Here is a 14317-nt window from a genome sequence, read left to right on the forward strand (position 1 = left end):
AATATCCTCTGGGGTGAAATAAATTGTTGTGGTCACTGCTATTTCTTATTTTATTTATCCCCATGCTGCTGGCTTCCCTTTTCCTCAATTTAGCCGTTTTTTCCTTTGCCCGGCTGGGACTGACACCAGCAGGGGCTTTTACTTTGCTTGCAGCCTCAATTATCGGCGGGCTCATTAATATCCCCATTTCCCGCCGACGCCTTTATATTGAACAACCCCAGTTCGGTCGCTTCCCCTTCTTCTTCTATTACCCGCCCCAGGTGAGCTACCAGCTCCTGTGCGTTAACGTCGGCGGGGCGGTGATCCCCGTCCTCTTTTCCCTCTACCTCCTGGCTACCCGCGCACCATTAATGCCGGCCCTGCAGGCTACGCTTATTGTTACCATTGTGGCCAAGATCCTGGCCCGGGTAGTACCGGGAGTGGGTATTTCCATACCTACCTTTATCCCGCCCATTGTCGCCGCCCTGGCCGCCATTATCGTTTCTCCCCATAATGCCGCCCCGGTGGCCTACATTGCTGGCGCTCTGGGCACCCTCCTGGGAGCCGACATTTTAAACCTCGGCGCCATCCGAAGCTTGCGCTCCCAGGTGGTCAGCATCGGCGGCGCCGGCGTCTTTGACGGCATTTTCCTGGTAGCCCTGGCCGCATCTTTATTAAGTTAAAGTATTGAGTTAAAGCTGCCTGTAGGGGATAAAAAACCCTGCCCTTACTGGCAGCAGGGCAGGATGAAGAACTTTGCTTAAATATCGTAGTACAGGACAAACTCATAGGGATGGGGCCGGAGTTTAATCTGGCTAATTTCCTTTTTCGTTTTGTATTCAATCCAGCTATTGATGAGGTCCTCGTCAAAGACGCCACCCTGGAGTAAAAACTCGTGGTCTTTTTGCAGGGCGGCAATTGCTTCTTCCAGGGAGCCGGGCAGGGAGCTTATCTTGGCTGCTTCTTCCGGCGGTAAATCGTAGATGTCTTTATCCAGGGGATCACCCGGATGAATTTTGTTTTTAATCCCATCGATACCGGCCATTAAAAGGGCGGCAAAGGCAAGGTAGGGGTTGCAGGAAGGATCTGGCGGCCGGTATTCGATTCTCTTGGAGTTCGGGCTGTTGGAATACATGGGAATACGGATGGCCGCGCTGCGGTTGCGCTGGGAGTAAACCAGGTTCACCGGGGCTTCAAAGCCGGGCACCAGCCGCTTGAAAGAATTGGTGGTGGGGCTGCAGAAGGCCGCCAGGGCCGGGGCGTGCTTTAACAGCCCGCCGATATAATAAAGGGCAAGTTCGCTTAAGCCGGCGTAGCCACCGGCATCAAAGAATAATGGCTGGCCGTCCTTCCACAGGCTCTGGTGAACGTGCATCCCCGAGCCGTTATCCTGGAATACCGGCTTGGGCATAAAGGTAGCCGTTTTATTATGCTTGATGGCTACGTTTTTCACAACATATTTAAACATCATTAGCTGGTCGGCCATCCGGGTGAGGGGAGCGTACTTCATATCAATCTCACCCTGGCCGGCCGTGGCCACCTCATGGTGATGGGCTTCCACGGCGATGCCCATCTCTTTGAGCAGTAACACCATTTCTGTACGCAGGTTTTGCAGGGTATCAGTAGGGGGAACAGGGAAATACCCTTCCTTATAGCGCGGCCGGTAGCCAAGGTTGGGATGGCCGTTCATTTCCGCTCCCGAATTCCAGAACCCTTCTATGGAGTCAATGAAGTAGTAGCCGGCATACTGGCTGTGATCAAAACGAACGTGATCGAGGATGAAAAACTCGGCCTCCGGGCCCCAGAAACTGGTATCGGCAATACCCGTTTCTTTGAGGTAGGCCTCCGCATTCTGGGCTATAAAGCGGGGATCGCGATTGTAGTTTTTACCGGTAACCGGATCATAGACATTACAGATCAGGCTCAATGTCGGGATTTCGCAAAAGGGATCGATAAAGGCTGTTCCCGGATCGGGAATGAGGATCATGTCGCTCTCATTGATGGTTTTAAAGCCGCGGATACTGGAACCGTCAAAACCTACGCCGCTGGTAAAAACCTCTTCCCCAAACACTTCTATGGGGACCGTGAAATGCTGCCATGTGCCGGGCAGGTCGATAAATTTCAGGTCAACCATCTGGACATTGTTTTCCCTGGCCATGGCGAGGACTTCTTTTGCCGTCATACTCTTGGAGAAACCCCTTTCATTATTAAATTATAGTCTTGGTCTACCATTTTCGTCCTCTTAGGAACAAGCTATTCCTTACACCTCCCTCTGTTCTAGGAAAAAAGAAAGACGCCCCATCGGGGTTTTTACCCCTGGAGCGTCTTTGCTCACTCTGGCATCCATCGCCGTTTGATTAAATAATTTTAAGGACACCCTTGCCCTTTGCTATTAATATATACCACAATTAAATTTTTTGCAAGCACAAATTCAGCAATTTACCCTGGCAGGCAGATATTCTGGCCGACCTGGAGATTATAGGGATCTACATGGGGATTTAGTTCTAGCAACTTTTCTACCGTCGTCCCGGTGGCCCGGGCAATGCTGTACAGGGTGTCACCGGGAGATACCTGCCAGTAAACGCCTGAGGTACAGGGCTGTTCCGGTGGAAGGCAAAGCAGGTGACCAATTTGTAAATTATAAGGATCAATTCCGGGATTCAGGCGTTCAAGTTCGGCAACCGTAGTACCAATCCGTAAAGCTATAAGGTAAAGGGTATCCCCTGGCTCCACTCGCCAGTAACGACCGGAGGGGCATGGTATTTGTAACAGGCCCACACATAATCACTCCTTGCAGGTTTTTCTGCATTTTATGCGTGGGCGCTGAAAAATGAAACCCGGGTTATTCTTTATCCAGACCAAAGCGGGTGTGAAGGGCCTGCATAGCTCTGGTCAGGTGCTCTTCATCAATGATACAGGAAACCTTGATTTCGGAGGTACTGATCATGTGAATATTGATCCCTTCTTCTGCCAGGCAGGCAAACATATCGGCGGCCACGCCGGGGTTGGTAATCATACCGGCACCGACAATGGACACCTTGGCCACTTTATCATTAAAAGTTACCTTACTGGCACCGATCTCAGCACGTACCCTCTCCGTAACCTCTACTGCCTTGCGGAGATCATTGCGGCCCACAGTGAAGGCAATATCATTTATGCCATCCCGCATGGCACTCTGGACGATCATATCGACATTAATGCTTTCTTTGGCCAGGGCAACGAATAAGGCTTTAGCAATCCCCGGCCGGTCGGGAACATCGTGCAGGGCTATCCGTGCTACGTTACGATCGCCGGCTACACCGCTGACCACCATTTTCTTTTCCATTTCGTTCACCTCTTTCACCAGAGTTCCTTCATTATAGTTAAAGCTGGAGCGTACCTCTAAAACTACGTGGTTTAATTTGCCAAATTCCACGGAGCGTGGCTGCAGCACCTGGGCTCCGAGGCTGGCCAGTTCCAGCATTTCGTCGTAGGAGATAACCGGGAGTTTCCTGGCTGCCGGCACTATCCGGGGATCTGCCGTATAGACACCGTCCACATCGGTATAAATCTGGCAAACGTCAGCCTTCAGGGCAGCAGCGACAGCCACTGCCGTCGTATCCGAACCACCTCGACCCAGGGTCGTTATTTCATTATCTTCGGTTCTGCCCTGGAAACCGGCGACAATGACGATTTTGCCCTGCTCCAATTCCAGCCGCAAGCGGTCACAGCTAACCTCCAGGATCCGGGCTTTAGTGTGGACTTTATCGGTTAAAATGCCCACCTGGGGCCCTGTCAGGGAAATTACCGGTTCCCCGAGTTCATGGATGGCCATAGCTAGCAGGGCTATAGAGGTCTGCTCCCCTGTGGCCAAAAGCATGTCCATTTCCCGGGCCGGTGGATTGGTGCTGATCTCGTGAGCCATGGCAATTAAATCATCGGTCATATCTCCGGGAGCCGAAACGATAACTACCACATCATTCCCTGCCCTACGAGTATCTACCACCCTGCGAGCAACATTTTTGACCCGTTCAGGCCCATTAACGGAAGTCCCGCCGTATTTTTGGACTATAAGTGCCATAAAAAACCTCCTTAAAGGGAGTTAGAGGTATTAAGTATAACACTGGCCCCCTGGTAACATGGAGCCAGTTCTTTTATTGTGCATGCTACGCCGTGATGGGCAAAAGCTGCCGCCATAGCCTCGCCTACTGCAGGGTTCCGGCCGTGGCAAAAGGCAATTACCGAAGGCCCGGAACCGCTCAAAACTACAGCCAGCGCTCCTGCCTCCCTGGCAGCGTTAAAAACCTCCCCCATCCCCGGCACCAGGGGCAGGCGATAGGGCTGGTGCAGTTTATCTTCCATCATCTTACCCATTAGCTCTAAATCCCCTGCCTGGACAGCGGCCAGAAGGAGGCCCACCCGGCTGAGGTTAAAAACAGCATCACTAAGGGCCACCCTGGTGGGCAGGACACCGCGGGATACCCGTGTCGACAGGGTAAACTGGGGAATGGCTACCACCGTCATTAAACCGGCAGGCGGTTCCAGGCGCCGGTAGTAGACCCGGTCCCCATCCCTGGCGGCTACTACCAGGCCGCCTAAGATGGCCGGGGCTACATTATCAGGATGTCCCTCCAGATATGTGGCCAGATTTACCAGTTCTTCCTGGCTTAATGGTGCCTCGAGAAGGGCATTGGCTCCTACCAGCCCTCCTACCAGTGCCGCTGCACTGGAGCCCAGGCCCCGGGCTACCGGGATGCGGTTGTGCATTTCTATTTTCAATTTAACCTCCGGACGACCGGCCCGGTTCAATACGGCCATAGCCGCCCGGTAAGCTATATTTTCCGGCCCCCGGGGTATAGTCGCCTCACCTTCACCGGTTACGGTAATCTCCAGGTCCGGGGATAGTTCAACTAGCAGTTCATCGTAAAGTTCCAGGGCCATACCCAGGGTATCAAATCCCGGTCCCAGGTTGGCCGTCGTAGCCGGGACCTTTACCAGTGGCATAAATATCCTACCCTATTTTTTATATATTTTTTTCTCATGTTGGTTTCTGTTAGTCCAGGCAGCTAAAGGACTATTTCCAGGACCCGGTCCTCCTCGGGAGGCAGGGATATAGGTTCAGCCACTTGCTTAATGGCAATATTGGGGTCCTTCAATCCATGACCAGTAAGGACACATACAACCTGATCTCCTGGATGGAAATAACCCTTATTAACATACTTGATCACCCCGGCCAGGGAAGCAGCCGAAGCCGGTTCGGCAAATATGCCTTCAGCTGTAGCCAGGAGGCGCTGGGCTGCCAGGATCTCTTCATCACTGACACAATCGATAAAACCGCCCGATTCCTTCGCCGCCCGGACGGCCGGCTGCCAGCTGGCTGGATTACCAATGCGGATGGCCGTGGCCACCGTTTCTGGATTGGGTATCACTTCACCCCGCACAATAGGGGCCGCGCCTTCAGCCTGGAAGCCAATCATCTTCGGCAAGAGATGGCTCCGGCCGGCCTGGTAATATTCATTAAAGCCCTTCCAGTAGGCAGTAATATTCCCGGCGTTACCTACAGGAATGGCCAGGAAATCAGGTGCTTCGCCAAGCCAGTCGCAAACTTCAAAGGCAGCCGTTTTCTGACCCTCAATACGAAAAGGATTAACGGAGTTAACCAGGGTAATGGGATACTTGGCCGTAATCCGGCGTACAAGGTCCAGGGCGTCATCAAAATTACCCTGGATGGCAATTACCCTGGCGCCGTAAAAAAGGGCCTGTGCCAGCTTTCCCAGGGCGATATTGCCTTCCGGGATAAGTACACTGCACTTTAAACCACAACGGGCAGCATAGGCAGCCGCTGATGCTGACGTATTCCCTGTCGAGGCACACATTATGGCCTTTGATCCAGCCTCCATGGCTTTAGCCACAGCCATGACCATGCCCCGGTCCTTGAAAGAACCGGTGGGGTTAAGCCCTTCATATTTAAAGTAAAGTTTTATACCAAGCTCGCGGGAAAGATTCCCGGCGGCTATCAGGGGGGTGTTACCCTCCTGTAAAGTAATCAAGGGAGTTGTCTCCGTCACCGGCAGGAACTCCCGGTAAGCCCGAATAACCCCCGGCCAGCTCAACCTTTCTCTCCTCCTTCTACCCGTACAACACAGGCTATTTCTTTAACGACCGGCAGACCGGCCAGTACGTCAAGGGCTTCTTGCAGGTTCTGCTCCCGGACGCGGTGGGTAATAAGTACCAGTTCGGCCAGTTCCCCGATCATGCGTTCCTGGATAACAGAAGCCAGGCTAACCTCCCGGTCGCCAAAGACGCCAGCAATACTGGCCAGGACTCCCGGCCGGTCGACAACTACCAGTCGCAGGTAATACTTTGTAATGACTGCCCCTATAGGTTTCAGGGGTTTTTCATAAAAGCAGGTACAGGATATACGGCCGCGGGTTTTGTACTGAAGATTGCGGGCTGCTTCTATAATATCCCCTGCCACGGCGCTGGCCGTCGGCATGGAGCCGGCGCCCCGGCCGTAAAACATGGTTTCTCCTACGGCATCTCCTTCTACAAAAATGGCATTAAAAACATCGCTGACTGCCGCCAGGGGATGGTTTAACGGTACCAGGGCCGGGTGCACCCTTACTTCAATTCCCTCTTCGTCTTCCCTGGCAATTCCCAAAAGTTTAACGGCATAACCAAGGTCGGCAGCATAGCTTATGTCCTGGGCCGTCAGGTGGCTGATCCCTTCCCGGTAAACATCCGGGTAAGTAATGCGGGTGCCGAAAGCGATCGAAGCCAGGATGGCCATTTTGCGGGCAGCATCATCACCTTTAATATCGGCTGCCGGATCAGCCTCGGCATAACCAAGAGACTGGGCTTCCCGGAGGACTTCTGCAAAATCCCGGCCTTCCCGGCTCATTTTGGTGAGGATATAATTGGTAGTCCCGTTGACGATGCCCATTACCTGGCGGATACGGTTGCCGGCCAGGCATTCTTTTAACGGGCGAATAATGGGAATACCACCACCCACACTGGCTTCAAATAGAAGATCAACCCCCCTGGCCGCAGCGGCATCAAAAAGCTCCTTGCCGTGAAGGGCGAGGAGATCCTTGTTAGCCGTAACCACGCTTTTACCCCGGCTGATTGCTTTAAGGATATATTCCCGGGCAGCACCGGTGCCGCCCATAACTTCGACTATAATAGGGATATCCGGGTCGGCCAGGATGGCTTCGGGATCGGTAGTGAGTAAATCGGGGTTAACTTCTACCTGACGAAGCCGGTGCTTGTCCCGAACCAGGATGCGGCTTATTTTTAAAGGCCGGCCTAACTTCTGGGCGATGGTGGCCCCGTTCTGTTCCAGGAGGCGAAGTACACCGCTCCCAACGGTACCAAGGCCCAAGAGGCCGATATTTACTGGTCCTGACACACCCTCACTCTCCTTATAATAATAAATTTTACCGTAACCCTCACCGTTGAGCAATACTTTTTATCCATTCGCAGGAATTTCCCTGGTAAGATAAGATTTAATAAAAGTTTCAAGCTGTTTAAATTCAATAAGAAAGGCATCATGTCCGTAGGGAGAATTGAGTTCCACGTACCGGGCACGACCGCCGCCGGCATTAATCAGGCGGACAATCTCTTTTACCTGGTAGGGAGGAAAAAGGAAATCGCTGGAAATGCCTATCCCCAGGCATCGGGGTAAATTAACCCATACCTCAGCATAGTTGCCACGGCCATGGCTTACATCGTAGAGATCCATTGCCTTGGTCAAGTAAATATATGCATTGGCGTCAAAGCGTTGCACCAGCTTCCTCCCCTGGTAAGCCAGGTAGCTTTCAACTTCAAACTGGCCCTCAAGCTGGTAGTATCTTTCCGGGTTCACCAGGGTACGGCCAAACTTCATGGTCCACGAGATATCGCTTTTATAAGTAATGGTCCCTATTCGCCGGGCCAGGGCCAGTCCCCGCTGGGGTCCCGGGGTACCGTAATAGTTTCCCTCTTGCCAATCAGGATCGGCATAGATGGCCTCACGCTGGACATTGTTAAAAGCTATTTGCATTGGCGTCGTCCGGCCGCCGACGGCAATAGGTATAATGGCCGTTACCATTTCCGGGTAAAGAAAACCCCATTCCAGGACCTGCATACCGCCCATGGAACCACCTATGGCTGCAACCAGGTGTTTGACACCCAGATAATCCAGCAGTATTTTCTGGGCCCGCACCATATCGCGGATAGTTATTGTGGGAAATTCTTTGCCGTAAGGCCTGCCGCTGGACGGGTTTATGCTTGCCGGGCCGGTAGTCCCGTAGCAGCCACCCAGGACATTGGCGCAGACGACAAAATAGCGCCTGGTATCAAGGGCCCTGCCCGGACCTACCAGGGGATCCCACCAGCCGGGCAGCCGGTCGTCCGGGGAATGGCGGCCGGCAATATGGGCGCTGCCGGTGAGGGCATGGAGGACCAGGATGGCGTTATCCCCGGCAGCGTTAAGTTCGCCATAAGTTTCATAGGCTATGGTAAGGGGGCCTAAATAGGCCCCGCTTTCCAACCGCAGGCTTCCCGGCCAGTTATAATACCGGGTAGCAACAATACCTACATCTCCCATACTATAACCTGCTCCTGCAAAGGGCTTGATCTAGATCGGCTATGAGGTCGTTAACATCTTCCAGTCCAATGGAAAGGCGGACCAGATCCTCGGTTACCCCTGACGCCATTTGCTCCTCGGGAGTTAACTGCTGGTGGGTAGTGCTGGCCGGGTGGATGACCAGGGAACGAGCGTCGCCGACATTGGCCAGGAGGGAAAACAACTCCAGGTTGTTGATAAATTTTTTCCCTGCTTCCCTGCCACCTTTAATACCAAAAGTCAAAATTGCCCCTGCTCCCCGGGGGAGGTACTTTTGCACCCGTTCATAGGAGGGATGACTGGGCAGGCCGGGATAACTTACCCAGGATACGTTCGGGTGTTCCGCCAGCCAGCGGGCAATCTGCAATGTATTCTCGACGTGGCGTTCCATACGTAAAGGCAGGGTTTCCAGGCCCTGGAGGAAAAGAAAGGCGTTAAAAGGACTTAATGCCGGCCCCAGGTCGCGCAGGAGCTGGACCCGGGCCTTGACAATATAGGCCGCCGGGCCAAAGGCTTTCAGATAACTGAGGCCGTGATAGCTGGGATCCGGCTCCACCAGGCCGGGAAATTTGCCGTTATCCCAGTTGAATTGGCCGGAGTCGACAATGACCCCGCCGATGGAGGTGCCATGGCCGCCGATAAACTTGGTGGCCGAATGAACCACAACATCGGCACCGAAGGCAATAGGCTGGCATAAATACGGCGTGGCAAAGGTGTTGTCAACAATCAAGGGGATGCCGGCCGTGTGGGCAACGTCCGCCAGGGCTTCCAAATCCGGTACGTCCAGCTTTGGGTTGCCCATGATTTCTACATAGATGGCACGGGTGTTATCGTTAATGGCCCGCCGGTAATCTTCCGGATCGGTACTATCGACAAAGCGAACTTTGATGCCAAATTTAGCCAGGGTGTAATTAAATAGAGTAAAGGTGCCACCATAAAGGCTGGTAGAAGACACTATTTCCTGACCTGCCATGGCAATATTGGCAATGGCCAGGGTTATAGCCGCCTGTCCGGATGCCGTAGCTAATGCTCCCACACCGCCTTCCAGGGCTGCCATTCTTTTTTCGAAGACATCGGTAGTGGGATTCATTATCCGGGTATAGATGTTTCCCGTTTCGTTTAAAGAAAAAAGGGACGCCGCATGATCAGCATCGCGAAAAACGTAGGAAGTGGTCTGGTAAATAGGTACGGCTCGCGCTCCCGTAGCCGGATCGGGTTCCTGCCCGGCGTGAATGCACAGGGTGGCAAAACGGTGCTGTTCTTTTGACATGAGTATTCCCCTCTCTTTTTGTTTAGCCGGCTGCGGGGGAATAAAAAAGCCTCTCCGATAAGAAGAGGCAATACTTTCTTACCCCCCTTATCTCTCAGGGCCAAGCCCTGCAGGAATTGGCACCTTTCGCTCCCGTAATACCGGGATGCGGGTTGCCGGGTTTCATCGGGCCAGTCCCTCCACCTCTCTCGATAAGAGTTTTACTTCCTGTATTCAATTAAGCCAGCTTGATATACACTATAAACCTTGTTTCAGCTGATGTCAAGATTTTTATTTTTCCTCACGCCAGGCAGCGGCAACTTGCGCTTCCACGTCTTCCAGGTGCCGGAACATGGCTGTTGCAGCCGCTTCGCCATCACGTGCAAGCAAAGCCTTTACTATCTCATAGTGTTCATCCACCGATCGCTCGCCGCGGCCGGGGATAGCCAGGCTGCGGGAACGGCTATCGGCCAGAAGGTCAAGCATGCTGTGCATCAAGCGCACCAGCACGGTATTACCGGTGGCCTGGGCCAGGCGGTAATGGAAATTGCTATCGTGCCCGGCAAGGAGGGAAAGGCGGCCGCTGCGCAAGCGCCCCAGGTGTTCCCTGGTTGTAGTCACCATACTCGCCAGTTCCTGGATATCGGCCTGGCCAGCCCTTTCCGCTACCCAGCGGGCTGCCTGGGGCTCCAGGACTTTACGAACTTCAAAGAGATGCAGAACGGTATCCCTGTTGACGGGTAAATGACTGGCAAAACGCTTCAGGTACTCATCTGGATCCTGTTCGCTGATGAAAGCCCCCTGCCCGTGGCGAATGCTCACCAGGCCCTCGGCAGCCAGCATTTTCAGGGCTTCCCGGACGGAAGTGCGGCTCACGCCCAGCATTTCTGCCAGCTCCCGCTCTGCAGGCAGGCGGTCACCGGGCTTTATTCGCCCTTCGAAAATACTTTTTTTTATTTCATCTACTACGCGGTGATAAACGCTTTTAGGATTGCGGTAAATGGGCTTAAAAGGCCTTTCCGTCAAATTATCGCTCAAAGTTTATCGCTCCTACCCTGGGACAAGTGGTCTTACCTCTTGTTGAATTGTACCATATCTCGCGGGAGCAGTAAATAATTTAGAATAGGTGTTAAGGAAACAAAGATGGGTCAAAACAGTTCAGAACCCTGCCACGTGAATAGTTACTAGTAAAATAAACCGGGGAAATCCCCGGTATCCTGCATTTGCTCCTAAATTATAATGCAGATCAAGCCACCACCGCCGTCGTTTACTATGCGCTCTACCGTCTCCTGGAGCTTCACCTGGGCGCTTTCCGGCATGCGGTACAGTTTGCTCTGGATACCCTCCCGTACCAGTTCACTAAGTGATTTACCGAATACATTTGTTTGCCAGATCTTCTTGGGGTTATCTTCAAACTCCTCCATGATATATTGCACCAGGTCCTCGCACTGTTTTTCGGTCCCAATCAGGGGCGTTACCTCGGTAGTGATGTCGGCACGGATGAAGTGGTAAGAGGGTGCTGTAGCCTTAAGCCTTACGCCGGAACGCCCGCCCTGCTTAATGAGTTCCGGCTCGGCCAGTTCCATTTCTTCTTCGGTGGGTGTGACGACACCGTAGCCGGTATTGCGTACTTCCTGGATACCATACGCGATTTTGTCCCATTCTTTTTTGATGCCGGCCAGTTCCTTTATCCAGCGCAGGATATCATGATCGCCGCTTATGTCCAGGCCACTGGCTTCCCGTAAGATCTGGTAGAAGAGACCCTCCCTGGTAAACAGGTCAATATGGGCAGTTCCGGTTCCCAGATCCATATCTTTTAAGGATACTCGTGCTACATATTCATTTTCATTTAGCCTCCCGATGGCGCCATTGATGTCCCTTAAACGCCGGACCTCCCCTACTGCCTCCCGGACGGCATTTTCCAGCTGCTGTCTGAGCCAGTGGTCACCGGTAAGTTCATCTACCCAGCGGGGCAGGTTGACGTTAACTTCAGCCACCGGGAATTCATAAAGGGCTTCTTCCATGATATGCAGGATGTCTTCTACGTTTAATTGCAGGCAGTCCACCGGCAGGACCGGTACATCATAGGCGGTCTCAAGCTCCCCGGCCAGGGTAAGTGTCTCTTCGGCCATGGGATGAATAGAATTAAGTAGAACGACGAAGGGTTTGCCTAAATCCTTGAGTTCCCAGATAACGCGTTCCTCGGCATCAACGTAATTTTCCCGGGGAATGTCGGTAATACTACCATCTGTTGTGACAACAATACCGATGGTTGCGTGATCGGTAATTACCTTGCGGGTACCTGTTTCCGCCGCTTCCTGGAATGGTACAGGCTCCTCAAACCATGGGGTATTGACCATCCGGGGGCCTTCGCCGTCTTCATAACCGAGGGCTCCCGGTACCGTATAGCCGACGCAGTCGACCAGTCTTACGCGCATCTTTAACCCTTCACGAACGGTAATCTCTACCGCCTCATTGGGAATAAATTTAGGTTCGGTGGTCATAATCATGCGCCCGGCGCCGCTCTGGGGCAATTCATCCCTGGCCCGGTCACGCTCATTAGGATTCTTGATGTTTGGCAACACCAGTTTTTCCATAAATTGAGTAATAAAAGTTGACTTGCCGCTGCGTACCGGACCCATGACACCGAGATAAATATCACCACCGGTACGTTCGGCTATATCCCGGAAAATGTCCCGCTTTTCCACCCCGTCTTCTCCCTCCCCAGGCCATTTAGTTTACCGTTCATTCTTGCTGGCATGTTTTAACAATACATCTATATGACATCGCGGCAAGAATAAGACCTAAAATTATTTGGGTCCTTAACCTTTTACAAATATATGCGCCCCCTTAAAAGAAAAGAACCTGCCTTGACGTACAGGTCCTTAAATCCTTACCAGATACCTGCTTCAACCTCATGGGTGCGGGGACGCTCCATAAGGGTTGCCACACATTCCCGGGCCGGTTTGTCTTCGTATAGAACCCGGTAAATCTCTTCGGTAATCGGCATCCGGATCTTATGCTGGCGGGCCAGCTCCCTGGCTGCAGCCGTAGTCCGTACGCCTTCAACTACCATACCCATCCCTGACAGGACTTCGGCCAGGGGCCTGCCCTGCCCCAGTTGTATCCCGGCACGGCGGTTGCGGCTGTACATACTGGTACAGGTAACAATCAAGTCACCAATACCACTTAAGCCGGCAAAAGTCATAGCTTTTCCCCCCAGGGCGACGCCCAGCCGGGTAATTTCCGCCATACCCCTGGTCATCAAAGCCGCCCTGGCATTATCTCCCAGGCCCAGGCCATCGGCAATCCCGGTAGCCAGGGCAATAATATTTTTTAACGCGCCGCCAAATTCGACTCCGATCAAGTCGGGATTGGTATACACGCGAAAGGTAGGATCTATAAAAATATCCTGAACGTATTCAGCCGTGTTTTTATCAGCAGCAGCCACTACAACTGTAGTCGGCAGGCTGCGGCCAACTTCTTCGGCATGACTGGGACCGGAAAGAACCGCTACCCGGTTAAATCCTTCTTCGGCCAGGACTTCCGATAAGCGTTTTTTAGTTTCTAGCTCCAATCCTTTAGCGGTGTTAACTATTATTGTTTCTTGTGGTAAAAAATTTTTTATCTGCCGCGCCGTTAACCTTACAGCATGGGAAGGTACGCTTAAAACTACCAGGTCTGCACCCCTGGAGACTGTCCGGAGATCATGTTCAGGCCTGATACCGGCAGGTAATTTTACCCCCGGTAAATATCCTTTATTTTCTTTAGTTTTATCCAGTTCAGAAACAATTTCCGGCCGCCTGGCCCACAGGTTCACCTGGAAACCCTTGCGAGCCAGCAAAACGGCCAGTGCCGTTCCCCAGCTGCCGGCACCAATCACGGCGATAGTCTTTGCCAAATTAACCTCGCTCCCCGAGTTTATGTTCTGTTCCGGCCAGGAGACGTTTTATATTGGGCCGGTGGCGGTAAATAATGAGAGCTGCCCCGGCAAAGGTAAATAGGATATACGGCCAGGGACGGTGAAAAAAGAACACGAGAAATGGTGCCAGGGCTGCTGCAGTAATTGACCCTAAAGAAACGTAACGGGAAAAGATAACAATTATAACCCAGACCAGTACCGCCCAAAACAAGGCAACCGGAGCCATAACCATTACAGCCCCCGCAGCCGTTGCCACACCCCGGCCACCTTGGAATTTGAGAAAAATAGACCAATTGTGGCCTGCTATGGCCGCCATGGCCGTTAAAGCTGCCAGCCAGGGACCGCCGATGAGCTGCCCCAGCCAGACAGCGATCATGCCTTTCAATGCATCTACGGCCAGAACTACCAGGCCGGGGATGGTGCCCATGGTTCTTAAAGCGTTGGTGGCACCTACATTGCCACTGCCCCGTCGCCGGATATCAAACCCGTAAATATAACGTCCTACTATAAAAGCTGTGGGAAGAGAACCAAGGAGGTAAGCCAGTATCAAGGCCAGCAGCCACATATTTCCCCCTCCATTTTA

Annotated in this window: 13 protein-coding genes and 1 riboswitch; of the genes, 1 reads left to right on the forward strand and 12 read right to left on the reverse strand. The window is 52.8% G+C overall.

Features of this window, described 5'->3' with window-relative positions; all coding sequences use genetic code 11:
- The first annotated feature begins 62 nt into the window (after positions 1-62).
- Positions 63-662, forward strand: a complete 600-nt coding sequence (locus tag NWF31_RS02925) for a DUF1614 domain-containing protein (protein WP_422880240.1) — start codon at positions 63-65, stop codon at positions 660-662.
- 77 nt (positions 663-739) lie between these two features.
- On the opposite strand, the gene glnA is transcribed toward NWF31_RS02925, so the two are convergent.
- The 12 genes from glnA to plsY form a co-directional block, all read right to left on the reverse strand.
- Positions 740-2161 carry a type I glutamate--ammonia ligase gene (glnA, locus tag NWF31_RS02930; protein ID WP_258359013.1) on the reverse strand — a complete coding sequence of 474 codons (1422 nt, stop codon included), beginning with the start codon at positions 2159-2161 and terminating at the stop codon, positions 740-742.
- A gap of 257 nt (positions 2162-2418) precedes the next feature.
- Positions 2419-2757, reverse strand: coding sequence for a LysM peptidoglycan-binding domain-containing protein (locus tag NWF31_RS02935; protein ID WP_258359014.1), 339 nt, complete (start codon positions 2755-2757; stop codon positions 2419-2421).
- Positions 2758-2821: 64 nt separating this feature from the next.
- Positions 2822-4039, reverse strand: a complete 1218-nt coding sequence (locus NWF31_RS02940; protein WP_258359015.1) for an aspartate kinase — start codon at positions 4037-4039, stop codon at positions 2822-2824.
- A gap of 11 nt (positions 4040-4050) precedes the next feature.
- Positions 4051-4962, reverse strand: a complete 912-nt coding sequence (gene thrB, locus NWF31_RS02945) for a homoserine kinase (RefSeq protein ID WP_258359016.1) — start codon at positions 4960-4962, stop codon at positions 4051-4053.
- A 62-nt stretch (positions 4963-5024) separates the two neighbouring features.
- Positions 5025-6071 carry a threonine synthase gene (thrC, locus tag NWF31_RS02950; protein WP_258359017.1) on the reverse strand — a complete coding sequence of 349 codons (1047 nt, stop codon included), beginning with the start codon at positions 6069-6071 and terminating at the stop codon, positions 5025-5027.
- On the reverse strand, positions 6068-7366 hold the full coding sequence (locus tag NWF31_RS02955; protein WP_258359018.1) for a homoserine dehydrogenase: 1299 nt from the start codon (positions 7364-7366) through the stop codon (positions 6068-6070). Before NWF31_RS02955 ends, thrC begins: the two co-directional genes overlap by 4 nt.
- 60 nt (positions 7367-7426) lie before the next feature.
- Positions 7427-8545 (reverse strand): homoserine O-acetyltransferase MetX, encoded by a 1119-nt coding sequence (gene metX / locus NWF31_RS02960; protein WP_258359019.1) that lies wholly within the window; start codon positions 8543-8545, stop codon positions 7427-7429.
- A gap of 1 nt (position 8546) precedes the next feature.
- Positions 8547-9833 carry a homocysteine synthase gene (locus NWF31_RS02965; protein WP_258359020.1) on the reverse strand — a complete coding sequence of 429 codons (1287 nt, stop codon included), beginning with the start codon at positions 9831-9833 and terminating at the stop codon, positions 8547-8549.
- An 84-nt stretch (positions 9834-9917) separates the two neighbouring features.
- A riboswitch (SAM riboswitch) is annotated at positions 9918-10031 on the reverse strand.
- Between the two features lie 72 nt (positions 10032-10103).
- On the reverse strand, positions 10104-10850 hold the full coding sequence (locus NWF31_RS02970) for a FadR/GntR family transcriptional regulator (protein ID WP_258359021.1): 747 nt from the start codon (positions 10848-10850) through the stop codon (positions 10104-10106).
- Positions 10851-11041: 191 nt separating this feature from the next.
- The gene (gene spoIVA, locus NWF31_RS02975; protein ID WP_258359022.1) at positions 11042-12520 is read right to left on the reverse strand and encodes a stage IV sporulation protein A; all 1479 of its coding nucleotides are present in this window, start codon (positions 12518-12520) and stop codon (positions 11042-11044) included.
- Positions 12521-12705: 185 nt separating this feature from the next.
- Positions 12706-13713, reverse strand: coding sequence for an NAD(P)H-dependent glycerol-3-phosphate dehydrogenase (locus NWF31_RS02980; RefSeq protein WP_258359023.1), 1008 nt, complete (start codon positions 13711-13713; stop codon positions 12706-12708).
- A gap of 1 nt (position 13714) precedes the next feature.
- Complete coding sequence (plsY, locus tag NWF31_RS02985; protein ID WP_258359024.1) at positions 13715-14299, reverse strand: glycerol-3-phosphate 1-O-acyltransferase PlsY; 585 nt, start codon at positions 14297-14299, stop codon at positions 13715-13717.
- Positions 14300-14317: the final 18 nt, after the last annotated feature.

Source organism: Neomoorella sulfitireducens (genome assembly GCF_024733845.1).
Classification (GTDB): Bacteria; Bacillota; DSM-521; order Neomoorellales; family Neomoorellaceae; genus Neomoorella; species Neomoorella sulfitireducens.

Excerpts from the sequence above, each read along its gene's own strand:
- NWF31_RS02925 (WP_422880240.1), top strand. The coding sequence starts at position 63 with ATGCTGCTGGCTTCCCTTTTCCTCAATTTAGCCGTTTTTTCCTTTGCC.
- glnA (WP_258359013.1), bottom strand. The coding sequence starts at position 2,161 with ATGACGGCAAAAGAAGTCCTCGCCATGGCCAGGGAAAACAATGTCCAG.
- NWF31_RS02940 (WP_258359015.1), bottom strand. The coding sequence starts at position 4,039 with ATGGCACTTATAGTCCAAAAATACGGCGGGACTTCCGTTAATGGGCCT.
- thrB (WP_258359016.1), bottom strand. The coding sequence starts at position 4,962 with ATGCCACTGGTAAAGGTCCCGGCTACGACGGCCAACCTGGGACCGGGA.
- metX (WP_258359019.1), bottom strand. The coding sequence starts at position 8,545 with ATGGGAGATGTAGGTATTGTTGCTACCCGGTATTATAACTGGCCGGGA.
- NWF31_RS02965 (WP_258359020.1), bottom strand. The coding sequence starts at position 9,833 with ATGTCAAAAGAACAGCACCGTTTTGCCACCCTGTGCATTCACGCCGGG.
- plsY (WP_258359024.1), bottom strand. The coding sequence starts at position 14,299 with ATGTGGCTGCTGGCCTTGATACTGGCTTACCTCCTTGGTTCTCTTCCC.